We start from the raw sequence: 24,415 nt of genomic DNA, 5'->3' as shown, positions 1-24,415 counted from the left end.
GAAGGCTGCGATCTTTTGATCTGAAAACAAAATCAAAAGATCGCAGCCTTCGGCAGCTCCTACAGGGGGTAGACGGCTACATCCAGCCACACTCCGCCATCGACAGCGGCTCGCCGTCGCCAATGATGAAGTGATCCAGGACTCGCACATCAATCAGATCCAGAGCCTTCTGCAAGCGCTTGGTCAGTTGTCGATCCGCCTGGCTCGGATCGCTGTTCCCCGACGGGTGGTTGTGACAAAGAATCACCGCCGCCGCGTTGTTGGCCAATGCGCGTTTCACCACTTCCCGAGGATGCACGCTGGTGTTGTCGATCGAGCCGCGAAACAGCGCCTCGAACGTCAGCACTTGATGCTTGGAGTCGAGAAACAGGCAGCCGAACACCTCGTGTGGCTCATGGCGCAGCATGGATTTCAGATAGTCCCGAACTGCCTGCGGATTCTCCAGCGCCGGTTTTTTACGCATGCGCTCGGCCAGATGTCGCCGCCCCATTTCCAGCACCGCCTGCAGCTGCGCGAATTTCGCAGGCCCCAATCCCAACTGTCCGCTGAACGCCGCAAGATCGGCCTCCAGCAACGCGCGCAGGCTGCCGAATTGCGTCAACAGGTGGCGCGCCAGATCCACCGCGCTTTTTCCCGTGACCCCGGTTCGAAGAAAGATCGCCAGCAATTCAGCATCGGAAAGGCTTCCCGATCCCTGTTCAAGCAGCTTCTCCCGCGGCCGCTCCGCCGCAGGCCAATTGCGAATACTCATACACCTTCCTTGTCTGTGGGCGCCGCTGTTCCGTAGCGGTCGCTGTGATATCGTAGCCCATCTTTTTTGCGGGCGAATTCACCCTGGGGAGGGGGTTTCGCCACGTATGTCACCCACGAAATGTAAAGGCAGACCTATGCAGCGGCTGTATCGGAAACGCATCGTTCTGGGCGTCGGCGGCGGCATTGCGGCCTACAAGAGCGCCGATCTGGTTCGTCGCCTGATCGACCAGGGCGCCGAAGTGCGCGTGGTCATGACCCATGGCGGCGCCGAGTTCATCACCCCGCTGACCATGCAGGCCCTGTCCGGGCACCCGGTTCACCTAGACTTGCTCGACCCGGCCGCCGAAGCGGCCATGGGCCACATCGAGCTGGCGAAGTGGGCCGATCTGGTATTGATCGCCCCGGCCACCGCCGACCTGATCGCCCGCTTGGCCCAAGGCATCGCCAACGATTTGCTGACCACTTTGGTTCTTGCCACCGACGCCGTGGTGGCTGTCGCGCCGGCCATGAATCAGGCGATGTGGCGCGATCCGGCAACCCAGGCCAACCTGCAACTCCTCGAAAGCCGTGGCCTGAAGACCTTCGGCCCGGCCTCCGGCAGCCAGGCCTGTGGCGACGTCGGCATGGGCCGGATGATGGAAGCCACCGATCTGGCGCAGTGCGCGGCGGATTGCTTCCAGCGTCAGGCACTGACCGGCAAGCACGTGGTGATCACCGCCGGCCCGACCCAGGAAAACATCGACCCGGTGCGCTACATCACCAACCACAGCTCCGGAAAAATGGGCTTTGCCCTCGCTGAAGCCGCGGTGGAAGCCGGCGCCCGCGTGACCCTGATCAGCGGCCCGGTGCACCTGCCGACCCCGGATCGCGTCACGCGTATCGATGTGGTCAGTGCCCGCGACATGCTCGCGGCCTGTGAGTCGGCCATCCCGTGCGATGTGTTCATCGCCTCGGCTGCGGTGGCGGACTACCGGCCGGAAGTCGTTGCCCCACAAAAACTCAAGAAAGACCCTACAAGCGGCGACGGCTTCGTCCTGCAAATGGTGCGTAACCCGGACATCCTGGCCACCATCGCGACCCGCCCCGACCGCCCGTTCAGTGTCGGCTTCGCCGCCGAGACCGAACACCTGCTCGACTACGCTGCACGCAAGCTGAAAGACAAGAATCTCGATCTGATCGTCGCCAACGACGTGGCCAACCCGAGCATCGGTTTCAACAGCGAAGAGAACGCCTGCAGCGTGATCGACCGTGAACTTCACGCCACCGTTTTCGCCCAGACCAGCAAGAGCAAGATCGCTCGCCAACTGGTCACTTTTATCGCCGAACGTCTGAACCAGGTTTAATTTACATGCACGCTTTGCAAGCCAAAATCCTCGACCCACGCATCGGTACTGAATTCCCGCTGCCGCAATACGCCACCCCGGGCTCCGCCGGCCTCGACCTGCGCGCCATGCTGGAACAGGACATCGTGATCAAGCCGGGTGAAACCGTGCTGATCCCTACCGGTCTTTCGGTCTACATCGGCGACCCCAACCTCGCCGCACTGATCCTGCCGCGCTCGGGCATGGGCCACAAGCACGGCATCGTGCTGGGCAACCTCGTCGGCCTGATCGACTCGGATTACCAAGGCCCGCTGATGGTGTCGTGCTGGAACCGTGGCCAGAGCGACTTCACCATGACCGTCGGCGAGCGTCTGGCGCAGTTGGTACTGGTGCCGGTGGTGCAGGCGCACTTCGAAATGGTGGAAGAGTTCGTCGAAACCGAGCGCGGCGCGGGCGGTTTCGGCCATACCGGCACCAAATAACCGGATGCCCTCCGGTAGGAGCTGCCGAAGGCTGCGATCTTTTGACTTTTGTTTTTCAAGAGCAAGATCAAAAGATCGCAGCCCGCGGCAGCTCCTACAGGGGATATTTGTGCAATTTGTGCAGCAGGTTTTAGCGCCGAAAATCAAGGTTTTGGCAGATGCAAGCCACGCCAGACAAGGCGTCATGGCCCTTTCACACCACGAACTCTCTGTGGAAAACGCCGTCATACCCTTCAGTTTGAGCCTGCCGTCGAGTGAATCGTCGGTCTGTCCCGCCCTTTTCGAGATGGAGCATTTGTGCAGATGAGCACCCCAGCCAAGATCGCCCCGAAGCTTCCCGACAGCATCTTCCGCGCCTATGACATTCGCGGCACCGTGCCGGAATTCCTCAATGCCGAAACCGCCTACTGGATCGGCCGCGCCATCGGCTCGCAGAGCCTGGCCCAGGGTGAACCCAACGTCTCCGTCGGTCGTGACGGTCGCCTGTCCGGCCCGGAGCTGGTTGCAGAACTGATTCGCGGTATTGCCGAGAGCGGCTGCCACGTCAGCGACGTTGGTCTGGTGCCGACCCCAGCGCTGTATTACGCGGCCAACGTATTGGCCGGCAAGTCGGGGGTAATGCTCACCGGTAGCCACAACCCGTCGAACTACAACGGCTTCAAGATCGTGATCGCTGGCGACACCCTCGCCAACGAGCAGATTCAGGTGCTGCACGAGCGCATCAAGACCAACGACCTGACCAGCGGTCAGGGCAGCGTGACCCAGGTCGAAATCCTCGACCGCTACACCACCGAAATCGTCCGGGACGTCAAACTGGCCCGTCGCATGAAAGTCGTGGTCGACTGCGGGAACGGCGCGGCCGGCGTGATCGCCCCGCAACTGATCGAAGCGCTGAACTGCGAAGTCATTCCGCTGTTCTGCGAAGTCGACGGCAACTTCCCCAACCATCACCCGGATCCGGGCAAACCCGAGAACCTCGTCGACCTGATCGCCAAGGTCAAGGAAACCAACGCCGACATCGGCCTGGCCTTCGACGGTGATGGCGATCGTGTCGGCGTGGTGACCAACACTGGCAGCATCGTCTACCCCGACCGTCTGCTGATGCTGTTTGCCCGCGACGTGGTGGCGCGCAACCCGGACGCGGAAATCATCTTCGACGTCAAATGCACCCGCCGCCTGGTGCCGCTGATCAAGGAATACGGTGGTCGTCCGCTAATGTGGAAGACTGGCCATTCGTTGATCAAAAAGAAAATGAAACAATCCGGTGCTCTATTGGCCGGTGAGATGAGCGGGCACATTTTCTTCAAGGAGCGCTGGTTCGGTTTCGACGACGGTATCTACAGCGCCGCACGGCTGCTGGAGATCCTCAGCAAGGAAAAATCCACCGCCGAAGAGCTGTTTGCGACCTTCCCGAACGATATTTCTACGCCGGAAATCAATATCCATGTGACCGAAGAGAGCAAATTCAGCATCATTGATGCACTGCACGACGCACAGTGGGGCCCAGGCGCCGACCTGACCACCATCGACGGCGTGCGAGTCGATTACGCCAAAGGCTGGGGCCTGGTGCGCGCCTCCAACACCACACCGGTGCTGGTGCTGCGTTTCGAGGCCGATGACGAGGCAGAACTTGCGCGTATCAAGGCTGTGTTCCACGCCCAACTGAAACGCGTTGCACCTGATCTCCAACTACCGTTCTGATTCACCCGGAGCCCTGAATGACCCTCGAACGCGAAGCCGCCGCCCACACCGCCCAGGTCCTGTCCGAAGCGTTGCCTTACATCCGACGTTATGTCGGCAAGACTCTGGTGATCAAATACGGCGGCAACGCGATGGAAAGCGAGGAGCTGAAAACCGGCTTCGCCCGCGACATCGTTTTGATGAAAGCCGTGGGCATCAACCCGGTGGTGGTTCACGGCGGCGGCCCGCAGATCGGTGATCTGCTCAAGCGCCTGTCGATCGAAAGCCACTTCGTCGACGGCATGCGCGTCACCGATGCCGCGACCATGGACGTGGTGGAAATGGTCCTCGGCGGTCAGGTCAACAAAAGCATCGTCAACCTGATCAACCGTCACGGCGGCAGCGCCATCGGCCTGACCGGTAAAGACGCCGGGCTGATTCGTGCGAAGAAACTGACCGTCACCCGCCAGACCCCGGAGATGACCCAGCCGGAAATCATCGACATCGGTCAGGTCGGTGAAGTGGTCGGGATCAACACCGAGCTGCTGAACCTGCTGGTCAAAGGCAATTTCATCCCGGTGATCGCGCCGATCGGCGTGGGTGAAAACGGTGAGTCGTACAACATCAACGCTGACCTGGTGGCTGGCAAGGTTGCCGAGGCGCTGAAAGCCGAGAAGCTGATGCTGCTGACCAACATCGCCGGCCTGATGGACAAGTCGGGCACCGTGCTGACCGGCCTGAGCACCCAGCAGGTCGACGACCTGATCGCCGACGGCACCATCTACGGCGGCATGCTGCCGAAGATCCGCTGCGCTCTGGAAGCGGTTCAGGGTGGTGTCGGCAGCTCGCTGATCATCGACGGTCGCGTACCGAACGCAATCCTGCTGGAAATCTTCACCGACACCGGTGTGGGCACGCTGATCAGCAATCGCAAGCGTCCGTAAGACGTCGCGCAAACAAAAAGACCCCGCTCAGCCTGGCTGAGCGGGGTCTTTTTTTGCCTGCAATCCCTGCAGGAGCTGCCGCAGGCTGCGATCTTTTGATGTTTTGCTTTCAAAAAACAAGATCAAAAGATCGCAGCCTTCGGCAGCTCCTACAAGGGCAGCGCGTCAGACGCCGAACTGGGCGCGGTACGCTTCCACGGCTGGCAGATGCTGCTTGAGCTGCGGGTCGTCGGCGAGGAATTCCAGCACCTGGTTCAGCGACACGATGCTGATCACCGGGATACCGAAATCACGCTCGACTTCCTGGATCGCCGACAACTCGCCGTTGCCACGCTCCTGACGGTTCAGGGCGATCAGCACGCCGGCGGCCTTGGCGCCGTCCTGCGAGGCAATGATCTGCATCACTTCGCGGATCGCGGTGCCAGCGGTGATCACGTCGTCGATGATCAGCACTTCACCGGTCAACGGCGCGCCGACCAGGCTGCCGCCTTCGCCGTGGGCCTTGGCTTCCTTGCGATTGAAGCACCATGGCAGGTCACGGTCGTGATGCTCGGCCAGCGCGACAGCGGTGGTGGCTGCCAGCGGGATGCCTTTATAGGCCGGGCCGAACAACACGTCGAAGGGAATGCCGCTTTCAGCAATGGCTGCCGCGTAGAAACGCCCCAACTGGGCCAGGGCCGAACCCGAGTTGAACAGGCCGGCATTGAAGAAGTAAGGACTGGTGCGCCCGGACTTCAGGGTGAACTCACCGAAGCGCAAAACGCCGCGATCGATGGCAAAACGAATGAAATCGCGCTGATACGCTTGCATGAAAAAAACCCCAAATACCACGGATTTAGCTAATTAGCTTGACGCCGTGTATCATACACGCACGCGATTTTTGGGGCCATTTATGCGGATCATCAGTGTGAACGTCAATGGTATTCAGGCTGCAGTCGAGCGTGGTTTGCTCAGTTGGCTGCAAGCACAGAATGCCGACGTCATCTGCCTGCAGGACACCCGTGCCTCCGCCTTTGAACTGGATGACCCAGCCTTCCAACTGGATGGCTACTTCCTTTATGCCTGCGATGCTGAAGTCCCTGCCCAAGGTGGCGTGGCTTTGTATTCGCGGTTGCAACCGAAGGCTGTCATCAGCGGTCTCGGTTTCGAGACGGCCGACCGCTACGGGCGCTACCTGCAAGCAGATTTCGACAAAGTCAGTATTGCCACCTTGCTGCTTCCTTCGGGGATGAACGGCGATGAGGACTTGAACCAGAAGTTCAAGCTCATGGACGACTTCGGCAAGTACCTGGACAAGCAGCGGCGCAAACGTCGCGAGTACATTTATTGTGGCTCGCTGTACGTGGCGCAGCAGAAGCTCGACATCAAGAACTGGCGCGACAGCCAGCAATCCCCGGGCTTCCTGGCGCCAGAACGCGCCTGGATGGACGAGATTGTCGGCAACATGGGCTATGTCGATGCCCTGCGCGAAGTCAGCCGCGAAGGCGACCAGTACAGCTGGTGGCCGGACAACGAACAGGCCGAGATGCTCAATCTGGGCTGGCGCTTCGACTACCAGTTGCTGACCCCGGGTCTGCGCCGCTTCGTACGCAGCGCACGCCTGCCGCGTCAGCCACGGTTCTCGCAGCACGCGCCGCTGATCGTGGACTACGACTGGACGCTGACCATCTAAGCGTCGATTCGCAGTTAGAAAAATGCCCGTATCGCGAGATACGGGCATTTTTTATGGCTCGGGCTGAAGCAGCCCAAACCTCAGACAGCGGCAAAGAACGGCAAGGTCAGGTAAAGCTTGATCACGATGACGTTGATGATGTCGATGAAGAAAGCACCGACCATCGGCACAACCAGAAACGCAATCTGCGAAGGCCCGAAACGCTGGGTCACCGCCTGCATGTTGGCGATGGCCGTCGGCGTCGCGCCCAGACCAAAACCGCAATGCCCCGCTGCCAATACCGCCGCGTCGTAATTGCGGCCCATGATGCGGAACGTCACGAAAATCGCGAACAACGCCATGAGCAGGGTCTGCGCCGACAGAATGATGAAGATCGGTAATGCCAGAGCTGCCAGGTCCCACAGCTTGAGCGACATCAGGGCAATCGCCAGAAAAAGCGACAGGCTGACATTTCCCAGTACTGAGACTTCACGCTCAAAGACCTGATACAGACCCAGCGCAGACAGCCCGTTTCGCAGAATCACACCCACGAACAAAACGCATACAAACGTCGGCAATTCGAATACGGTTGCGTGCAACAGGCCATTCAGGAGATTGCCGGCCAACAAGCTCACGGCAATCAGCGCCAGTGTTTCGATAAACGAAAACGGCGTAATCGAGCGCTCTTTGTTCGGTTGCTCGAACCCCTTTGGCAATTGTGGGGTTTCCTGAGGACTGCTGCCCGGCACTTGAACCCGCGTGATCAGCAGCCGAGCCACCGGACCGCCAATCAAGCCACCCAATACCAGCCCAAAGGTCGCCGAAGCGAGCGCGAGTTCGGAAGCAGAAGCGAGACCATATTTTTCACTGAAAACCGAGCCCCATGCGGCGCCAGTGCCATGCCCACCCGCCAACGTAATCGAGCCCGTGAGCAACCCCATCAACGGATCAATGCCCAGTATTGTGGCGAGGCCGATGCCCAAAGCATTCTGAACCACCAGAAGCCCCGCAACCGCCAGCAGAAATATGCCCACGATGCGACCGCCCTTCCTCAGGCTGGCGAAGTCTGCGCTCAAACCGATGGTGGCAAAGAATGCCAACATCAAAGGTGTTTGCAGTGATGTGTCGAAGCGAATTTCCATATCGAAAATCCGCAAACCCAATAACACCAGGGCCACTACCAGACCACCGGCGACGGGTTCGGGGATATTGTAATTTCGCAGAACGCCAACACGGGCAACAAGCCCGCGCCCCAGTAACAGCACCAGAGAAGCGGCAACAAGTGTTCCGTAAAAATCGAGTTGAATCATCGGGATTATTCTTGGCTATATATTCAGAGGCGAACTTTTTACCTGGACACGCCTAATGAATCGGCTGATTGTCTCAACACTGATTGATCTGAAATTCAACGCCTTCGATGGCTTGAATATATTGAGATACTTCTGAGCGAAATTTCGCGGGGAAGACCTTAACAACCACCGCCCCCCGTTGCCAAGGACGGAGACAGCGCTGAGACGCTTGGAGTTGTGACTAAAGGTGTAAGCACTCAAAACATATAAGGACAATGACTACCGTTCATCTCGAATAGAACTATTCCTACAAGCGAAAGTAATTAATCGAATTGCAATAAAAATGCCCTGATAAGTCAGGGCATTAATTTCAAACCATTTAAATGCGCAAATCGCTAACGCACTGGCACAGAAAACTTCATATCGACCATTACTTGATCAGCCGCCAGGTGAATGGATAGCGATAAGGGAATCCGTCATTGGCCTTCACCCCGGCAATGATCGTCAGCACTAACGCGCCAATGGCCAGCAGGCCCAACAGGAAGAAGCCGATGATCAGCACCATCAGCAGCAGGCAGATCGCTGCGGCAATCGCCACGGTGATCTGAAAATTCAGCGCTTCTTTACCCTGAGCATCAATGAACGGATCGGTTTCGCGCTTCATCTGCCACAGGATCAGCGGCCCGATCAGATTGCCGAACGGAATCCAGATCCCCAGCAAGGCGGACAAGTGACAAAACATCGCCCATTGGCGAACCTCCTGGCTCGGTTTGGGCAGCAACTCTTGCTCATCACTCATTGTGTCCTCCTTGCGGGTTACGAACCTGCTCAGTCGGCCAGTGCAGCCTTTTGCAGTTCGAAGATTTCGTTCATGCCTTTCTTGGCCAGTTCCAGCATGGCGTTCAGCTCTTCAGGCTGGAACGGTGCGCCTTCGGCGGTGCCCTGGACTTCGATGAAGCCACCGGTGCTGGTCATCACCACGTTGAGGTCGGTCTCGGCGGCGGAATCTTCAAGATAGTCCAGATCCAGCACTGGCTCGCCCTGATACATGCCGACCGACACCGCGCCGATCATTTGCTTGAGCGGGTCGCCGCCTTTCAGGCCGCCACGCTTCTTGATCACTTTCAGCGCATCGACCAGGGCAACCATGGCACCGGTGATGGACGCGGTGCGAGTGCCGCCGTCAGCCTGGATCACGTCGCAGTCGACGTACAGGGTCACGTCGCCCAGCTTGGACATGTCCAGCGCAGCGCGCAGGGAGCGGCCGATCAGGCGCTGGATTTCCAGGGTGCGACCGCCCTGCTTGCCACGGCTCGCTTCACGCTGGTTACGCTCGCCGGTGGCGCGCGGCAGCATGCCGTATTCAGCAGTCAACCAGCCCTGGCCCTGGCCCTTCAGGAAACGCGGCACGCCGTTTTCGACGCTGACGGTGCAGATGACTTTGGTATCACCGAATTCGACCAGTACGGATCCCTCGGCGTGTTTGGTGTAGTTGCGGGTAATGCGGATCGAGCGGAGCTGATCGGCAGCGCGACCACTTGGACGTTTCATAGGGAGTACCTGTACTGGGGACGGAAAACTGCCGAGCATTATAGAGCGCTGCACCGTGCCTGGGCACGGGTTAAAAATTCCGGCCGTCGACACAACGCCCTGAAACGCGCATAACCGACGGCCTGCAGCCCTTTGTCACACCGTGTGTTTGGGCGCATCCGCCGCACTGCGCTACAATCCTGCGCCTTTGCTGCCAGTCGGCTTAAATTCATTGATATCGAGCCTGCGGAACATCCCTTCTGCGCCGATCTGCATTGCGAGGTCACCGCCATGGTGCACAGCATGACCGCCTTCGCCCGCGTCGAGAAAGCCGGCGTCCAGGGCACCCTGAGCTGGGAGCTGCGCTCGGTCAACAGCCGCTATCTGGAACCGCACCTGCGCCTGCCGGAGTCGTTCCGCGACCTTGAAGGTGCCGTGCGTGAAGCGCTGCGTCAGGGTCTGTCGCGGGGCAAACTGGAATGCACCCTGCGCTTTACCGAAGAAAGCACCGGCAAGCCGTTGCAGGTCGACCGCGAGCGCGCCGCGCAACTGGTCGCCGCCGCCGAAACCGTTGCCGGTCTGATCAAGAACCCGGCAGCACTCAACCCGCTGGAAGTGCTGGCGTGGCCCGGCGTGCTGGTGGCCGACGCCACTGATCCACAGGCGCTGAACGCCGAGGCGCTGGCACTGTTCAATCAAGGTCTCAAGGAACTCAAGGCCGGCCGCGAGCGCGAAGGCGCGGAGCTGGCACGCCTGATCAACGAGCGCCTGACCTCCATTGAAGAGGACGTCGTGACCTTGCGTGAACTGGTGCCGCAGATGCTCGCCACCCAGCGCCAGAAAGTCCTCGACCGCTTCACCGACATGAAGGCCGAACTGGATCCGCAGCGCCTGGAACAGGAAATGGTCATGCTCGCGCAAAAGAGCGATGTGGCCGAAGAGCTGGATCGCCTGAGCACCCACATCATCGAAGTTCGCCGGGTGCTCAAGTCCGGCGGCGCCGCCGGCCGGCGCCTGGACTTCCTGATGCAGGAGCTCAACCGCGAAGCCAACACACTGGGCTCCAAGGCCTTCGACCCGCGCAGCACCCAGGCGGCGGTCAACCTCAAGGTGTTGATCGAGCAGATGCGCGAACAAGTGCAGAATATTGAGTAAGGCAACAGACATGACCCACAGCACCGGCACCCTGTACATCATTTCCGCCCCATCGGGCGCAGGCAAGAGCAGCCTGGTCAAGGCTTTGACCGATGCCAATCCGGAGATCCGCGTCTCGATTTCCCACACTACCCGCGCCATGCGCCCGGGTGAAGTGGACGGCGTGAACTATCACTTCGTGACCCGCGAAGAGTTCGTGAAGATGGGCGAGCACGGCGACTTCCTCGAACGCGCCGAAGTCTTCGGCAACTTCTACGGCACCTCGCAAAGCCGCCTGCAGCAGACCCTGGACGAAGGTCACGACCTCATTCTGGAAATCGACTGGCAAGGCGCCGAGCAAGTGCGCAAGCTGATGCCGCAGGCACGCTCGATCTTCATCCTGCCGCCGTCGTTGCAGGCCCTGCATCAGCGCCTGACCAACCGCGGCCAGGACAGCGACGAGATCATCGACGGCCGGATGCGCGAAGCCGTCAGCGAGATGAGTCACTATGTCGAGTACGACTATCTGATCATCAACGACGATTTCGCCCACGCGCTGGACGATCTGAAGGCGATTTTCCGCGCCAATCAGCTGCAACAGAAACGCCAGCAAGTGCGTTTCGGCAAATTGCTGGCCGAACTGCTCGGTTAATCAGCACTTCCCAAAACCGCTGCAAGCGCTTTACATTGGTGCTTGCAGCGCGTTGAAGGGTCTGGTCAAAAAATCAGCGCTTCCCTAATCGCTGGTGATTTTTTAAACTGTTGAGTCCGCTCGCCCAACCGGGCAGCGCGCATATTGCATTCGCTCCGAGGAATACCATGGCCCGCGTAACCGTTGAAGACTGCCTAGAACACGTGGAAAACCGCTTTGAGCTGGTCATGCTCTCTACCAAGCGTGCCCGTCAACTGGCCACCGGCGGCAAAGAGCCACTGGTCCAGTGGGAAAACGACAAACCGACCGTAGTTGCGCTGCGTGAAATCGCTGAAGGCCTGATGAGCTACGAGTTCATCGCCGAGCAGGAAATCGTCCACGAAGACCCGGTCTTCGCTGCGTTCGAGGACGAGTCCAACGAGGCCGTCTAAGCCTATGCCTGGTCGACGTAGCACGGCGCGGGAACACAGCCTACGGCAGGAGTCATCATGCCGAGCATAGACGCCCTCGCCGATCGCTTATCGACCTACCTCGGCAACGACCAGGTCAACCTGGTCCGCCGAGCGTATTTCTACGCCGAACAAGCCCATGACGGTCAGCGCCGTCGCAGCGGCGAGGCGTACGTCACGCATCCTCTTGCGGTGGCGAATATTCTTGCCGACATGCACATGGACCATCAGAGCCTGATGGCTGCGATGCTGCATGACGTGATCGAAGACACCGGTATCGCCAAAGAAGCGCTGCAAGCGCAGTTCGGTGAAACCGTGGCGGAACTGGTCGACGGGGTCAGCAAACTGACCCAGATGAACTTCGAGACCAAGGCCGAAGCCCAGGCCGAGAACTTCCAGAAAATGGCCATGGCCATGGCGCGCGACATTCGCGTGATCCTGGTCAAGCTTGCCGACCGCCTGCACAACATGCGCACGCTGGAAGTGCTGTCCGGGGAAAAACGCCGCCGGATCGCCAAGGAAACCCTCGAAATCTACGCGCCCATCGCCAACCGGCTGGGCATGCACGCCATTCGTATCGAATTCGAAGACCTCGGCTTCAAGGCGATGCACCCGATGCGTTCCGCGCGGATCTACCAGGCGGTCAAACGCGCCCGGGGCAACCGCAAGGAAATCGTCAACAAGATCGAAGAGTCCCTTGGCCACTGTCTCGCCATCGACGGCATCCAGGGTGAAGTCAGCGGCCGCCAGAAACACCTCTACGGCATCTACAAGAAAATGCGCGGCAAGCGTCGGGCCTTCAACGAGATCATGGACGTCTACGCGTTCCGGATCATCGTCGACAAGGTTGATACCTGCTACCGCGTCTTGGGTGCTGTGCATAATTTGTACAAACCGTTGCCGGGACGCTTCAAGGATTACATTGCGATCCCCAAGGCCAACGGCTATCAGTCGCTGCACACCACGCTGTTCGGCATGCACGGCGTGCCGATCGAGATCCAGATCCGCACCCGCGAAATGGAAGAGATGGCCAACAACGGCATTGCCGCCCACTGGCTGTACAAATCCAGCGGTGACGAACAGCCAAAAGGCACTCACGCCCGCGCCCGCCAGTGGGTCAAAGGCGTGCTGGAAATGCAGCAACGTGCCGGCAACTCGCTGGAATTCATCGAGAGCGTGAAGATCGACCTGTTCCCGGACGAGGTCTATGTGTTCACGCCCAAAGGCCGGATCATGGAGCTGCCAAAAGGCTCCACGGCGGTCGACTTCGCCTACGCGGTGCACACCGACGTCGGCAACAGCTGCATCGCCTGCCGGATCAATCGCCGTCTCGCACCGCTGTCCGAACCGCTGCAAAGCGGCTCCACGGTCGAGATCGTCAGCGCACCCGGCGCACGGCCGAACCCGGCCTGGCTCAATTTCGTGGTCACCGGCAAGGCCCGTACGCACATCCGCCATGCGTTGAAACTGCAGCGCCGTTCCGAATCCATCAGCCTTGGCGAGCGTCTGCTGAACAAGGTGCTCAACGGTTTCGACAGTGCGCTGGAGAAGATCCCGGCTGAGCGCGTCAAGGCGATGCTCAGCGAATACCGCCTGGAATTGATCGAAGATTTGCTCGAGGACATTGGCCTGGGCAACCGCATGGCCTATGTCGTGGCACGTCGCCTGCTTGGCGAAGGCGAACAGCTGCCAAGCCCGGAAGGCCCGCTGGCGATTCGCGGCACCGAAGGTCTGGTGCTCAGCTACGCCAAGTGCTGCACGCCGATCCCGGGCGACCCGATTGTCGGCCACCTCTCGGCGGGCAAAGGCATGGTCGTGCACCTGGACAACTGCCGCAACATCAGCGAAATCCGGCACAACCCGGAAAAATGCATCCAGCTCTCGTGGGCCAAGGATGTCACCGGCGAATTCAACGTCGAACTGCGCGTCGAGCTGGAACACCAGCGCGGCCTGATCGCCCTGCTCGCCAGCAGCGTCAACGCCGCCGACGGCAATATCGAGAAAATCAGCATGGACGAACGCGATGGCCGCATCAGCGTCGTCCAGCTGGTGGTCAGCGTCCACGACCGTGTGCACCTGGCCCGCGTGATCAAGAAGCTGCGCGCTCTGACCGGGGTCATCCGCATCACCCGCATGCGCGCCTAATTCACACCTAACAAGGAGTCATACATGACCAAGACCGTTATCACCAGCGACAAGGCCCCAGCCGCCATCGGTACCTACTCCCAGGCGATCAAGGCCGGCAACACTGTTTACATGTCGGGCCAGATTCCTCTGGACCCAAAGACCATGGAACTGGTTGAAGGCTTCGAAGCCCAGACCGTCCAGGTGTTCGAGAACCTCAAAGCCGTGGCTGAAGCCGCTGGCGGTTCGTTCAAGGACATCGTCAAGCTGAACATCTTCCTCACCGACCTGAGCCACTTCGCCAAGGTCAACGAGATCATGGGCAAATACTTCGATCAGCCGTACCCGGCCCGCGCCGCCATCGGCGTTGCTGCCCTGCCGAAGGGTTCGCAAGTCGAAATGGATGCCATCCTGGTCATCGAGTAATGCGCACGGCGCAGCCTTCAAACGCTGCGCCGGCTGCTCTGCGGTAAAGAAAAGGTTTTGAAAGGATTCCACCATGCGCAAAGCGCTTGCTCTCTCGCTGCTCGCCATTTTCCTCGGCGGCTGTGCCAGCGACCCCGCCGACCGTGACATCAGCGGCACCTGGATCAACCAGGTGGCGATCGATGCTGCTGCCAAGGGCGGCCCCCTGCGCGAAGCGCTTCAGGCCTATGGCCCGAATCTGGAGTGGGACGTCAACACCAAGGCCGGTCAGGCCCGCTACACCAACGGTTTCGAGAACGTCGAAGGACGGCTGCAGGGCGAACAGTCCGGCGCCTGGAAAGTCGACTTCTATGGCAGCTCAGGCAGCGAGCTGAAGCGCGACGGGGGCCAGATGAAACAGGCCGCCACTGAGAACGAACCGGATCAGGTGTTCGATCGCGCGCAAATCCCCGTGCCGGAAGGCGCACCCATCGGCGCCAGCTTCGAGCGCGCACTGTATTCGGCCTACCTGGGCGGCAGCTGGAAAATTGCCAGCGGCGACGGCGAAGGCAACACCGTGCAATTCCAGGCTGATGGCCAGGTCTCCGGTCTGCCCGGCGCCGACCGCTACGCACTGTGCCTGGCAGGTGACTGCGCCTCGATGAACAGCGACCACGACAGCATGTGGCTGCAGCTCAACGGCCAGGGCAACAACTGGATCTTTGCCCGCAAAGGCAAGGCACTGGAGATCTTCCAGGCAGTGAACACCGCTCTGGCGGATGAAATGCCGCAGTTCACCCCGGGTGAGCGCAAGTGGTTGCTTGAAAAGCAATAAACACACCTGAGAACAATATATAACCCTGTGGGAGCGGGCTTGCCCGCGATGAGGACATCAGACTCAACACCTTAGTTGACTGCCAAGCCGCCATCGCGGGCAAGCCCGCTCCCACAGTGGTTTTTGGCGTTAGAAGGTCAGCACTTGCCTTCAAGTATCGCCGCATAGCCTTCGCGGTAACTCGGATACGTCGGCGTCCAGCCCAGCGCCTTCGCCCGGGCATTGCTGCAGCGCTTGCTGCCGGTGCGGCGCACGCTGGCATCCGGCGCCCAATCGGTGACACCCAGATAGTCGCGCAACCAGGCGACCACCTCGGCCAGCGGTGCCGGCGCATCGTCCACCCCGATATAGATGTCCTGCAATGACTCGCCCCGCCGATCCGCCTTCAGCAGAAACGCCATCAGCCCCGCCGCGTCGTCGGAATGGATGCGGTTGCCATACAACGGCGGCTCTACCGCAACGTGATACCCCTCGCGCACCTGCGTCAGTAACCTCTCGCGGCCGGGGCCATAGATGCCGGTAAAGCGCACGATGCTGGTCGCAATACCGCTTTTGAGCGCGACATGTTCAGCTTCAAGCATCAGCCGCCCGGAAAATCCGAGGGCATCGGTCGCCGAGTTTTCATCGACCCATTCGCCGTCCTGCTGCCCGTAAACGCTGCTGCTGGAAACAAACAGCAGTCGATCAGGCACCTGCCCGAAGTCATCCAGCCAGCTCAGTACATTCTGCAAACCCTGCACATAAGCGGCGCGATAGCCGGCTTCATCGTGATCGGTCGCCGCCGCGCAATACACCACATAGTCCACCGCACCGAACGGCCAGGTCGCTGGGCAATCCTCCTTGAACAGGTCACCGGCCACGCCGATGACGCCGGCCGGCAACCGCGAAACATCACGGCGCAGACCATGCACCTCCCAGCCGGCAGCCAGCAATTGCGTAGCCAGACGACTGCCGACATCACCGCAACCGGCAATCAAAACAGAAGGTGCAGACATCAGAAAACTCCCAAACGAATGGAACAGACCAGCCATCTCAAAGGACGAACGGCTAGCAATGAAGGAAAAAAAGAAACTCTATTACTTTTGTTAACAAGAATTACTTGCAATAATGCACGCCACTTTTGTTCTCGGCCTCACGAGGCCTGGAAGAGCATCAACGTTTTCTATCTCAGGTCCGGCCAGCATGACACGTAATCAACTCCCCGCTTCGCCTACCACACGACCTCGCGCCTTTGGCGCGGTAGCGGCCCTGCTGCTCAGCCTGATGCTGGCACCGACCGCCGCGTTCGCCGACGCACAAGCGCCAGCGGCCCCGACTGCCACCGAACAGCACGCCCCCGCCGCCGCGCCAGCCACCACCGACCCGGTGCAGGCTGTAGACGCCAGCCCGGCCGACGCCCCTGAAGTGCTCGAACCCGACAACACCCTGGGCATGGCCCACGACCTGTCGCCATGGGGCATGTACCAGAACGCCGATATCATCGTGAAGATCGTGATGATCGGCTTGGCCATCGCCTCCATCATCACCTGGACCATCTGGATCGCCAAAGGCTTCGAGCTGATGGGTGCCAAGCGTCGTCTGCGTGGTGAAATCGCTGCTCTGAAAAAAGCCGCCACCCTCAAGGAAGCCAGCGCCACTGCGGCGAAGGAAGGCACTCTCGCCAACCTGCTGGTCCACGATGCACTTGAAGAAATGCGCCTGTCGGTCAACAGCCGTGAAAAAGAAGGCATCAAGGAGCGCGTCAGCTTCCGCCTCGAGCGCCTGGTGGCTGCTTGCGGTCGCAACATGAGCAGCGGCACCGGCGTCCTCGCCACCATCGGTTCCACCGCGCCGTTCGTCGGTCTGTTCGGTACCGTATGGGGCATCATGAACAGCTTCATCGGCATCGCCAAGACCCAGACCACCAACCTCGCCGTCGTTGCACCGGGTATCGCAGAAGCGCTGCTCGCTACCGCGCTGGGTCTGGTTGCTGCGATTCCTGCGGTAGTGATCTACAACGTGTTCGCCCGCTCCATCGCCGGCTACAAGGCGCAGGTGTCCGATGCGTCGGCAGAAGTCCTGTTGCTGGTCAGCCGCGACCTCGACCACCAGCCTGAGCGCAGCTCGCAGCCGCACATGGTCAAAGTGGGGTAATCGGCCATGGGCCTGCATTTGAAAGAAGGCGCAGACGACGATCTGGCCGAGAACCACGAAATCAACGTCACGCCGTTCATCGACGTGATGCTGGTACTGCTGATCATCTTCATGGTGGCTGCGCCGCTGGCGACCGTGGACATCAAAGTCGACCTGCCGGCCTCGACCGCCAAACCGGCGCCGCGGCCTGAAAAACCGGTGTTCCTCAGCGTAAAAGCCGATCAGCGCCTGTACATCGGCGACGACGAAGTCAAAGCCGAAACCCTCGGCGCTGTTCTCGACGCCAAGACCCAGGGCAAGAAAGACACCACCATCTTCTTCCAGGCCGACAAAGGTGTGGACTACGGCGACCTGATGAGCGTGATGGATAAATTGCGTTCGGCCGGTTACCTGAAGGTCGGCCTGGTGGGCCTCGAGAGCGCAGCCAAGAAATGATCACGACGCGCCATAAGCTGACGCGTTACAGCGGTAGCCTGGCCGTGGTGCTGGGCGTTCATGCGCTGGCCATCGCGCTGGCGCTGAACTGGACCGCCCGCCCGCCCATCGAACTGCCGCCGCAGGCAATGATGGTCGAGCTGGCGCCGGTTCCGGCCCCGCCACCGCCTGCTCCGCCGAAAGTCGTCACACCGCCGCAGCCACCAGCTCCGGTCGAAGAGTTGCCCATTCCGAAACTGGCTGAAGCACCCAAGGCCGAGATTGCCGTACCGAAGCCCAAACCCAAGCCAAAGCCGAAACCTCAGCCGCCCAAACCGGTAGAGAAGCCAGAACCGCCGAAGGAAAAACCTTCCGAGGAGAAACCGGCCGACACGCAACCGACCCAGGCACCGACGGAGAAATCCGCCCAGCCGGCACCAGGCCCGTCGCCAGCGCAGATGGCAGCCAAAGCCAGTTGGCAAGGCACCCTGCTCGCGCACCTGGCCAAGTACAAAAAGTACCCGGCCAGCGCTCAGGCGCGAGGCAAGGAAGGCTTGAACCGTCTGCGCTTCGTGGTTGATGGCGAAGGCAATGTGCTGTCGTTCGAACTGGTGGGCCGCTCCGGCAACGCCGATCTGGACCGGGCCACCCTGGAAATGATCCGCCGCGCGCAACCGCTGCCCAAGCCACCGGCCGACATGCTCAACAACGGCTCGATCGAAATTGTTGCGCCGTTTGTGTACTCGCTCGAACGTCGTCGCTAAGCAGCAAGATCAAAAGATCGCAGCCTTCGGCAGCGCCTACAGGTTTACGTCCCCCTGCAGGAGCTGCCGAAGGCTGCGATCTTTTGCTTTTCAGCACATCCACAAACGGCAAACCCACATTGCCCGGTGTCGCATTTCTCACTCAGTCTGATAACGTGCGTCTATCGATTGCAGCCGTTATGCTTGGCCCGCAACTTCATGGACGCTCGCTATGACCCTCACAGAATTACGCTACATCGTTACGCTCGCCCAAGAGCAGCACTTCGGCCACGCCGCCGAGCGTTGCCACGTCAGTCAGCCGACCCTGTCGGTGGGCGTGAAAAAACTTGAAGACGAACTCGGTGTGCTGATTTTCGAGCGCAGCAAAAGCGCCGTGCGCCTGACCCCGGTCGGCGAAGGCATCGTCGCCCAGGCGCAGAAAGTCCTGGAGCAGGCGCAAGGTATCCGTGAACTGGCCCAGGCCGGCAAGAATCAGCTGACCGCGCCGCTGAAAGTCGGCGCGATCTACACCGTCGGGCCGTACCTGTTCCCGCACCTGATTCCGCAACTGCACCGGGTCGCCCCGCAAATGCCGTTGTACATCGAAGAAAACTTCACCCACGTGCTGCGCGACAAGCTGCGCAACGGCGAGCTTGACGCGATCATCATCGCCCTGCCGTTCAACGAAGCCGACGTGCTGACCCTGCCGCTGTACGACGAGCCGTTCTACGTGCTGATGCCGGCCCAGCACCCGTGGACGCAAAAAGAATCCATCGACCCGGGCCTGCTCAACGACAAGAGCCTGCTGCTGCTCGGCGAAGGCCACTGCTTCCGCGATCAGGTGCTCGAAGCCTGCCCGACCCTGACCAAGGGCAACGACGGCGCCAAGCACACCACGGTGGAATCCAGCTCGCTGGAGACCATCCGCCACATGGTCGCCTCCGGTCTGGGCATCTCGATCCTGCCGCTGTCGGCGGTGGACAGCCATCATTACGCCCCGGGCGTGATCGAAGTGCGCCCGCTGTCGGCGCCGGTCCCGTTCCGCACCGTGGCGATTGCCTGGCGCGCGAGTTTCCCGCGGCCGAAAGCCATTGAGATCCTCGCCGACTCCGTTCGCCTGTGCTCGGTGGCCAAGCCCGCCGCGCCGGTTACGGCCGGTTAAGCGAGCGTCATGACTGAGCTGTCGCAAGTGTCGGTGACGGCACTCAAGGGTGTCGGCGAAGCCATGGCCGAGAAACTGGCCAAGGTCGGCCTGGAAAACCTCCAGGACGTGCTGTTTCACCTGCCGCTGCGTTATCAGGATCGCACTCGCGTGGTGCCGATCGGCCACTTGCGCCCGGGCCAGGACGCCGTAGTCGAAGGCACCGTCAGCGGTGCCGACGTGGTCATGGGCCGGCGGCGCAGCCTCGTCGTGCGCATGCAGGATGGCACCGGTGGCCTGAGCCTGCGCTTCTACCATTTCAGCAATGCGCAGAAAGAAGGCCTCAAGCGCGGCACGCGGATTCGCTGCTACGGCGAAGTGCGCCCCGGCGCCTCGGGGCTGGAAATCTACCACCCGGAATACCGCGCCATCACCGGTGACGAACCGCCGCCCGTGGATGAAACCCTGACCCCGGTCTACCCGCTCACCGAAGGCCTGACCCAACAGCGCCTGCGTCAGTTGTGCATGCAGACTCTGACGCTGCTAAAGCCGAACACTCTGCCCGACTGGTTGCCGACCGAACTGGCCCGCGACTACCAACTGGCGCCGCTGGCCGATGCGATCCGCTACCTGCACAACCCGCCCGCCGATGCTGATGTCGATGAGCTGGCACTCGGTCATCACTGGGCGCAGCATCGCCTCGCGTTCGAAGAACTGCTGACCCATCAACTGTCGCAACAACGTCTGCGCGAAAGCATGCGTTCCCTGCGCGCGCCAGCGATGCCGAAAGCGACGAAGCTGCCGCCGAAGTATCTGGCCAACCTCGGCTTCAACCCGACCGGCGCCCAGCAACGCGTGGGCAACGAAATCGCCTACGACCTCAGCCAGCACGAACCGATGCTGCGCCTGATTCAGGGCGACGTTGGCGCGGGCAAAACCGTGGTCGCCGCCCTCGCGGCGCTGCAAGCGCTGGAAGCGGGTTATCAGGTCGCGCTGATGGCGCCGACCGAGATCCTCGCCGAACAGCACTTCATCACCTTCAAGCGCTGGCTCGAACCGCTGGGCATCGACGTCGCGTGGCTGGCCGGCAAGCTTAAAGGCAAAAACCGCGTCGCCGCACTGGAACAGATCGTCAGCGGCACACCGATGGTGGTCGGCACTCACGCGTTGTTCCAGGACGAAGTGCAGTTCAAGAATCTGGCACTGGTGATCATCGACGAACAACACCGCTTCGGTGTGCAACAACGCTTGGCGCTGCGGCAGAAAGGCGTCGGCGGGCGCATGTGCCCGCATCAACTGATCATGACCGCCACGCCGATCCCGCGCACGCTGGCGATGAGCGCCTACGCCGACCTCGACACCTCGATCCTCGACGAACTGCCGCCCGGTCGAACCCCGGTCAACACCGTACTGGTCACCGACACCCGCCGCGTCGAAGTCATCGAACGGGTGCGCAGCGCCTGCGCCGAAGGGCGTCAGGCCTACTGGGTGTGCACGCTGATCGAAGAGTCGGAAGAGCTGACCTGTCAGGCCGCGGAAACCACGTTCGAAGACCTCACAGCCGCCCTCGGCGAGCTGAAAGTCGGACTGATTCACGGGCGCATGAAGCCTGCCGAGAAAGCCGCGGTCATGGCCGAATTCAAGGCCGGTAACCTGCAACTGCTGGTCGCCACCACGGTGATCGAAGTCGGTGTAGACGTGCCCAACGCCAGCCTGATGATCATCGAAAACCCCGAGCGCCTCGGCCTCGCGCAGTTGCACCAGTTGCGCGGTCGCGTCGGCCGGGGCAGCGCGGTCAGCCATTGCGTGCTGCTCTACCATCCGCCGCTGTCGCAGATCGGCCGTCAGCGCCTGGGCATCATGCGCGAGACCAACGACGGTTTCGTCATTGCCGAAAAAGACCTCGAACTGCGCGGCCCCGGCGAAATGCTCGGCACGCGTCAGACCGGCCTGCTGCAATTCAAGGTCGCCGACCTGATGCGCGACGCCGACCTGCTGCCTGCCGTACGCGATGCCGCGCAAGCGCTGCTGGAACGCTGGCCGACTCACGTCAGCCCATTGCTCGACCGCTGGCTGCGCCATGGGCAGCAATACGGCCAAGTGTGAGCACCGTCGCAGTTTGTGCAGGATCGTTCCGACAGAGCTGGTTATACTCCTGCCATTGTTTCAAAAACGGATACAGACCATGACTGACGCAGCTCTCGCCCCCGAACTCCCGCACGCGCCGTCTGTAATTCGGCTGCTGCTCGGCAAGCTGGGGATCGCCTACGAAGAAGTGCTCGATCACCACGGCCTCAACGCTTCGCGCAAGGTACAAGCCGTGCTGCTGGACGACGCCGTGGGCGCGCTGATGGTGCTGTTTCCGCAGAGCCAGTTGCTCGACCTCAACCGCCTCGCCGAACTCACTGGCCGGCGCCTGACCGCCGTGTCCACCGAGCGTCTGGAAAAGATGCTCGGCAAACACAGCCTGAGCCTGCTGCCGGGCCTGCCGGCGCTGACCAGTTCGCCGTGCCTCTACGAAGAAAGCTTGCTGCGCGAGCCGAAGCTGCTGATCAACTCCGGCGAGCCGGGCGTGCTGCTGGAGATCACCAGCGAAGCCTTCAAGACCATGCTGACCAAGGCCAGCGCCGCCAATTTCGGCGAAGCCCTGAGCAGTATCCGCCCGAACCTCGACCGCCCGGACGATGACCGCGAGGAAATCACCCAGGCCGTGCAGGCATTCACCGCACGCCGGATTCAGCAGCGTCTGGAAGCGACCATCGAGATTCCACCGCTGGCCGAGACCGCGCAAAAAATCATCAAGCTGCGCGTCGACCCCAACGCCACCATCGACGACATCACCGGCGTGGTCGAAACCGACCCGGCGCTGGCTGCACAAGTGGTGAGCTGGGCGGCGTCGCCGTACTACGCCTCGCCGGGCAAGATCCGTTCGGTGGAAGACGCGATCGTTCGCGTGCTCGGTTTCGATCTGGTGATCAACCTCGCCTTGGGCCTGGCCCTCGGCAAGACCCTGAGCCTGCCGAAAGACCACCCGCAACACACCACACCGTACTGGCAGCAGTCTATCTACACCGCCGCCGTCATCGAAGGCCTGACCCGCGCCATGCCGCGCGCCCAGCGCCCGGAAGCCGGCCTGACCTATCTCGCCGGCCTGTTGCACAACTTCGGCTACCTGCTGCTGGCCCACGTGTTCCCGCCGCACTTCTCGCTGATCTGCCGCCACCTGGAGGTCAACCCGCACCTGTGCCACAGCTACATCGAGCAGCACCTGCTGGGCATCAGCCGCGAACAGATCGGCTCATGGCTGATGCGCTACTGGGACATGCCCGATGAACTGGCCACCGCCCTGCGCTTCCAGCACGACCCGAGCTACGACGGCGCCTACGCCGAATACCCGAACCTCGTCTGCCTGGCCGTACGCCTGCTGCGCAGCCGCGGGATCGGCTCCGGCCCCGACGAAGACATCCCCGACGCCCTGCTCGACCGCGTCGGCCTGACCCGCGACAAAGCCAATGACGTGGTCAGCAAAGTGCTTGAGGCTGAAGTCCTGCTGCGTGAGCTAGCTTCGCAATTCAGCCAAGCTTGAAAACTTCGCGAGCCAGCTCGCTCCCACAAGGTTTCGGTGACCTCCTGTGGGAGCGAGCTTGCTCGCGAAGAATCCACCCCAATCTACCTGCCTGACACAAAACCTGTGGTGAGGGGATTTATCCCCGACCGGCTGCGCAGCAGTCGCAAACCCAGCCAACAGGGTGCGTCAGTTATATCGAGGCCTCAGGTTTTGGGGCCGCTTCGCAGCCCATCGGGGATAAATCCCCTCACCACAACAGCCCCTCGACTCAAGCCCTTCTACTCAAGCCTTAGGCTTGGCCTTCCTCGGCTTCAAATACTTCATCAACCCCTGAAACCACATCACCAGCGCCGGATTCCCCTTGAGCTGGATCGACTTGTCCTGAATCCCCTGCATAAACGCCAGCTGCTTGTTCTTCGCCTGCATCGTGGCAAAGGCATAACCCGCATCCTTGAACGCAATCGCAAACGCCGGCTCCGCCACCACCCCAGACTTGCTGGTAACGCGCTGATTCTTCACCACGAAATGCCGCGCCACCTTCCCGTCCAGCGTTTGCAGCTGAAACACCAGATCCTTGTCACCCAACTGCTGCTGGAACGCAGGATTTGTCCGGCTGGCCTTACCCATCAACAAACCCATCATCCACAGAAGAAAACGAAATTTCATGCGCACAGCCTCAAAAGGAAAATGAACGGCCGGGGCAGTGTAAGGGATTCAGACGATAACGCCACTATCTGCCTCTGATGGAAGATGATGCAGCCCATTTCCCGCACGATGACCGCCAAGTCACACTTCTACACCCACCGTCCTACACCTGTTGAAACACATCCCTGTAGGAGCTGCCGAAGGCTGCGATCTTTTGATCTTCCAGCCTGCAAACCTATGGGAAATTTCCTGCAAAGTGCCGCGATACCTATGAACTAGGCAGGTTGGCAGTTCGTCGATAGCCTCTGTGTGTCGCCGCAAAATCGGCGACTCGGACGTGCAAGTCCGGTTCAGGTGCACATTCGTTGATGGCATTTCGCCGAGCGTTTTCCTATGCTCGCGGATCGTTATGGCGGCTGTGCGTCGGAGACCTTCGGGTCTGCCGGCCACCTGGACCGGTCTTGCACACCAACGCACAGCTGCCACCTATTTCGAAGTGCAAAGCGAATAGGTGTCGGCCT

At 60.8% G+C, this 24,415-nt stretch carries 23 protein-coding genes and 1 pseudogene; 17 read left to right on the top strand and 7 right to left on the bottom strand.

Annotated features, from left to right (window positions below; genetic code table 11):
* Positions 1 to 76: 76 nt before the first annotated feature.
* The gene (gene radC / locus DBR18_RS02910; protein ID WP_108589178.1) at positions 77 to 751 is read right to left on the bottom strand and encodes a DNA repair protein RadC; all 675 of its coding nucleotides are present in this window, start codon (positions 749 to 751) and stop codon (positions 77 to 79) included.
* 136 nt (positions 752 to 887) lie between these two features.
* On the opposite strand from radC, the gene coaBC reads away from it, so the two are divergent.
* The 4 genes and pseudogenes from coaBC to argB all read left to right on the top strand — a co-directional run bounded on the left by coaBC (position 888) and on the right by argB (position 5,181).
* Complete coding sequence (gene coaBC, locus DBR18_RS02905) at positions 888 to 2,096, top strand: bifunctional phosphopantothenoylcysteine decarboxylase/phosphopantothenate--cysteine ligase CoaBC (protein WP_003229480.1); 1,209 nt, start codon at positions 888 to 890, stop codon at positions 2,094 to 2,096.
* A 5-nt stretch (positions 2,097 to 2,101) separates the two neighbouring features.
* Positions 2,102 to 2,557 (top strand): dUTP diphosphatase, encoded by a 456-nt coding sequence (gene dut, locus DBR18_RS02900; protein WP_003229483.1) that lies wholly within the window; start codon positions 2,102 to 2,104, stop codon positions 2,555 to 2,557.
* A 324-nt stretch (positions 2,558 to 2,881) separates the two neighbouring features.
* Positions 2,882 to 4,258, top strand: a pseudogene (locus DBR18_RS02890) (phosphomannomutase/phosphoglucomutase); the annotation flags it as partial.
* A 17-nt stretch (positions 4,259 to 4,275) separates the two neighbouring features.
* Positions 4,276 to 5,181, top strand: a complete 906-nt coding sequence (gene argB, locus DBR18_RS02885; RefSeq protein WP_003229488.1) for an acetylglutamate kinase — start codon at positions 4,276 to 4,278, stop codon at positions 5,179 to 5,181.
* 165 nt (positions 5,182 to 5,346) lie between these two features.
* Here argB and pyrE read toward each other — a convergent pair whose 3' ends face one another.
* On the bottom strand, positions 5,347 to 5,991 hold the full coding sequence (gene pyrE, locus DBR18_RS02880) for an orotate phosphoribosyltransferase (RefSeq protein ID WP_042608114.1): 645 nt from the start codon (positions 5,989 to 5,991) through the stop codon (positions 5,347 to 5,349).
* A gap of 82 nt (positions 5,992 to 6,073) precedes the next feature.
* Between pyrE and DBR18_RS02875 the strand changes: the two genes are divergently transcribed.
* Positions 6,074 to 6,853: an exodeoxyribonuclease III gene (locus DBR18_RS02875; protein WP_003229491.1), complete on the top strand. Its 780-nt coding sequence runs from the start codon at positions 6,074 to 6,076 to the stop codon at positions 6,851 to 6,853.
* Between the two features lie 80 nt (positions 6,854 to 6,933).
* On the opposite strand, the gene gltS is transcribed toward DBR18_RS02875, so the two are convergent.
* The 3 genes from gltS to rph all read right to left on the bottom strand — a co-directional run bounded on the left by gltS (position 6,934) and on the right by rph (position 9,672).
* Positions 6,934 to 8,142, bottom strand: a complete 1,209-nt coding sequence (gltS, locus tag DBR18_RS02870) for a sodium/glutamate symporter (RefSeq protein WP_108589175.1) — start codon at positions 8,140 to 8,142, stop codon at positions 6,934 to 6,936.
* A 409-nt stretch (positions 8,143 to 8,551) separates the two neighbouring features.
* Complete coding sequence (locus DBR18_RS02865; RefSeq protein ID WP_025112709.1) at positions 8,552 to 8,920, bottom strand: DUF4870 domain-containing protein; 369 nt, start codon at positions 8,918 to 8,920, stop codon at positions 8,552 to 8,554.
* Positions 8,921 to 8,949: 29 nt separating this feature from the next.
* The gene (gene rph / locus DBR18_RS02860) at positions 8,950 to 9,672 is read right to left on the bottom strand and encodes a ribonuclease PH (protein ID WP_003229494.1); all 723 of its coding nucleotides are present in this window, start codon (positions 9,670 to 9,672) and stop codon (positions 8,950 to 8,952) included.
* Between the two features lie 270 nt (positions 9,673 to 9,942).
* On the opposite strand from rph, the gene DBR18_RS02855 reads away from it, so the two are divergent.
* From DBR18_RS02855 to DBR18_RS02830, 6 genes are all read left to right on the top strand, one after another.
* Positions 9,943 to 10,806, top strand: coding sequence for a YicC/YloC family endoribonuclease (locus tag DBR18_RS02855; protein WP_102356281.1), 864 nt, complete (start codon positions 9,943 to 9,945; stop codon positions 10,804 to 10,806).
* Positions 10,807 to 10,816: 10 nt separating this feature from the next.
* Positions 10,817 to 11,437, top strand: a complete 621-nt coding sequence (gene gmk, locus DBR18_RS02850; RefSeq protein WP_003229498.1) for a guanylate kinase — start codon at positions 10,817 to 10,819, stop codon at positions 11,435 to 11,437.
* Positions 11,438 to 11,604: 167 nt separating this feature from the next.
* A complete protein-coding gene (rpoZ, locus tag DBR18_RS02845) occupies positions 11,605 to 11,868 on the top strand; it encodes a DNA-directed RNA polymerase subunit omega (protein WP_003229503.1) in 264 nt (87 codons plus the stop codon).
* A gap of 57 nt (positions 11,869 to 11,925) precedes the next feature.
* Positions 11,926 to 14,031 (top strand): bifunctional GTP diphosphokinase/guanosine-3',5'-bis pyrophosphate 3'-pyrophosphohydrolase, encoded by a 2,106-nt coding sequence (gene spoT, locus DBR18_RS02840; protein ID WP_007962359.1) that lies wholly within the window; start codon positions 11,926 to 11,928, stop codon positions 14,029 to 14,031.
* A gap of 24 nt (positions 14,032 to 14,055) precedes the next feature.
* A complete protein-coding gene (locus DBR18_RS02835) occupies positions 14,056 to 14,436 on the top strand; it encodes a RidA family protein (protein ID WP_003229509.1) in 381 nt (126 codons plus the stop codon).
* Between the two features lie 73 nt (positions 14,437 to 14,509).
* Entirely contained in the window at positions 14,510 to 15,250 is a 741-nt protein-coding gene (locus DBR18_RS02830; protein ID WP_108589174.1) for a hypothetical protein, read from the top strand.
* Between the two features lie 137 nt (positions 15,251 to 15,387).
* On the opposite strand, the gene DBR18_RS02820 is transcribed toward DBR18_RS02830, so the two are convergent.
* Positions 15,388 to 16,245 carry an SDR family oxidoreductase gene (locus tag DBR18_RS02820; protein ID WP_108589173.1) on the bottom strand — a complete coding sequence of 286 codons (858 nt, stop codon included), beginning with the start codon at positions 16,243 to 16,245 and terminating at the stop codon, positions 15,388 to 15,390.
* 187 nt (positions 16,246 to 16,432) lie between these two features.
* On the opposite strand from DBR18_RS02820, the gene exbB reads away from it, so the two are divergent.
* The 6 genes from exbB (at position 16,433) to DBR18_RS02790 (ending at position 23,267) form a co-directional block, all read left to right on the top strand.
* Positions 16,433 to 17,383, top strand: a complete 951-nt coding sequence (exbB, locus tag DBR18_RS02815) for a tonB-system energizer ExbB (RefSeq protein WP_108589172.1) — start codon at positions 16,433 to 16,435, stop codon at positions 17,381 to 17,383.
* 6 nt (positions 17,384 to 17,389) lie between these two features.
* Positions 17,390 to 17,818 (top strand): TonB system transport protein ExbD, encoded by a 429-nt coding sequence (gene exbD / locus DBR18_RS02810; RefSeq protein WP_047297280.1) that lies wholly within the window; start codon positions 17,390 to 17,392, stop codon positions 17,816 to 17,818.
* Positions 17,815 to 18,561 (top strand): energy transducer TonB, encoded by a 747-nt coding sequence (locus tag DBR18_RS02805; RefSeq protein WP_108589171.1) that lies wholly within the window; start codon positions 17,815 to 17,817, stop codon positions 18,559 to 18,561. The genes exbD and DBR18_RS02805 overlap by 4 nt, the downstream gene beginning before the upstream one ends.
* A gap of 211 nt (positions 18,562 to 18,772) precedes the next feature.
* Positions 18,773 to 19,702: a hydrogen peroxide-inducible genes activator gene (locus DBR18_RS02800; RefSeq protein WP_007962352.1), complete on the top strand. Its 930-nt coding sequence runs from the start codon at positions 18,773 to 18,775 to the stop codon at positions 19,700 to 19,702.
* A gap of 9 nt (positions 19,703 to 19,711) precedes the next feature.
* Positions 19,712 to 21,787, top strand: coding sequence for an ATP-dependent DNA helicase RecG (gene recG / locus DBR18_RS02795; protein ID WP_108589170.1), 2,076 nt, complete (start codon positions 19,712 to 19,714; stop codon positions 21,785 to 21,787).
* 79 nt (positions 21,788 to 21,866) lie between these two features.
* Positions 21,867 to 23,267, top strand: a complete 1,401-nt coding sequence (locus DBR18_RS02790; RefSeq protein WP_108589169.1) for an aminoacyl-tRNA deacylase and HDOD domain-containing protein — start codon at positions 21,867 to 21,869, stop codon at positions 23,265 to 23,267.
* A 264-nt stretch (positions 23,268 to 23,531) separates the two neighbouring features.
* Here the strand turns inward: DBR18_RS02790 and DBR18_RS02785 are convergent, their stop codons facing one another.
* Entirely contained in the window at positions 23,532 to 23,915 is a 384-nt protein-coding gene (locus DBR18_RS02785; protein ID WP_003229522.1) for a helicase, read from the bottom strand.
* Positions 23,916 to 24,415: the final 500 nt, after the last annotated feature.

Source organism: Pseudomonas sp. HMWF021, assembly GCF_003061005.1.
Taxonomy (GTDB): domain Bacteria; phylum Pseudomonadota; class Gammaproteobacteria; order Pseudomonadales; family Pseudomonadaceae; genus Aquipseudomonas.
The sequence above is the reverse complement of the archived record's forward strand: the minus strand, read 5'-3'. Positions and strand labels throughout refer to the sequence as shown.

Excerpts from the sequence above, each read along its gene's own strand:
- radC (WP_108589178.1), bottom strand. The coding sequence starts at position 751 with ATGAGTATTCGCAATTGGCCTGCGGCGGAGCGGCCGCGGGAGAAGCTG.
- coaBC (WP_003229480.1), top strand. The coding sequence starts at position 888 with ATGCAGCGGCTGTATCGGAAACGCATCGTTCTGGGCGTCGGCGGCGGC.
- dut (WP_003229483.1), top strand. The coding sequence starts at position 2,102 with ATGCACGCTTTGCAAGCCAAAATCCTCGACCCACGCATCGGTACTGAA.
- argB (WP_003229488.1), top strand. The coding sequence starts at position 4,276 with ATGACCCTCGAACGCGAAGCCGCCGCCCACACCGCCCAGGTCCTGTCC.
- pyrE (WP_042608114.1), bottom strand. The coding sequence starts at position 5,991 with ATGCAAGCGTATCAGCGCGATTTCATTCGTTTTGCCATCGATCGCGGC.
- DBR18_RS02875 (WP_003229491.1), top strand. The coding sequence starts at position 6,074 with ATGCGGATCATCAGTGTGAACGTCAATGGTATTCAGGCTGCAGTCGAG.
- gltS (WP_108589175.1), bottom strand. The coding sequence starts at position 8,142 with ATGATTCAACTCGATTTTTACGGAACACTTGTTGCCGCTTCTCTGGTG.
- DBR18_RS02865 (WP_025112709.1), bottom strand. The coding sequence starts at position 8,920 with ATGAGTGATGAGCAAGAGTTGCTGCCCAAACCGAGCCAGGAGGTTCGC.
- rph (WP_003229494.1), bottom strand. The coding sequence starts at position 9,672 with ATGAAACGTCCAAGTGGTCGCGCTGCCGATCAGCTCCGCTCGATCCGC.
- DBR18_RS02855 (WP_102356281.1), top strand. The coding sequence starts at position 9,943 with ATGGTGCACAGCATGACCGCCTTCGCCCGCGTCGAGAAAGCCGGCGTC.
- gmk (WP_003229498.1), top strand. The coding sequence starts at position 10,817 with ATGACCCACAGCACCGGCACCCTGTACATCATTTCCGCCCCATCGGGC.
- rpoZ (WP_003229503.1), top strand. The coding sequence starts at position 11,605 with ATGGCCCGCGTAACCGTTGAAGACTGCCTAGAACACGTGGAAAACCGC.
- spoT (WP_007962359.1), top strand. The coding sequence starts at position 11,926 with ATGCCGAGCATAGACGCCCTCGCCGATCGCTTATCGACCTACCTCGGC.
- DBR18_RS02835 (WP_003229509.1), top strand. The coding sequence starts at position 14,056 with ATGACCAAGACCGTTATCACCAGCGACAAGGCCCCAGCCGCCATCGGT.
- DBR18_RS02830 (WP_108589174.1), top strand. The coding sequence starts at position 14,510 with ATGCGCAAAGCGCTTGCTCTCTCGCTGCTCGCCATTTTCCTCGGCGGC.
- DBR18_RS02820 (WP_108589173.1), bottom strand. The coding sequence starts at position 16,245 with ATGTCTGCACCTTCTGTTTTGATTGCCGGTTGCGGTGATGTCGGCAGT.
- exbB (WP_108589172.1), top strand. The coding sequence starts at position 16,433 with ATGACACGTAATCAACTCCCCGCTTCGCCTACCACACGACCTCGCGCC.
- exbD (WP_047297280.1), top strand. The coding sequence starts at position 17,390 with ATGGGCCTGCATTTGAAAGAAGGCGCAGACGACGATCTGGCCGAGAAC.
- DBR18_RS02805 (WP_108589171.1), top strand. The coding sequence starts at position 17,815 with ATGATCACGACGCGCCATAAGCTGACGCGTTACAGCGGTAGCCTGGCC.
- DBR18_RS02800 (WP_007962352.1), top strand. The coding sequence starts at position 18,773 with ATGACCCTCACAGAATTACGCTACATCGTTACGCTCGCCCAAGAGCAG.
- recG (WP_108589170.1), top strand. The coding sequence starts at position 19,712 with ATGACTGAGCTGTCGCAAGTGTCGGTGACGGCACTCAAGGGTGTCGGC.
- DBR18_RS02790 (WP_108589169.1), top strand. The coding sequence starts at position 21,867 with ATGACTGACGCAGCTCTCGCCCCCGAACTCCCGCACGCGCCGTCTGTA.
- DBR18_RS02785 (WP_003229522.1), bottom strand. The coding sequence starts at position 23,915 with ATGAAATTTCGTTTTCTTCTGTGGATGATGGGTTTGTTGATGGGTAAG.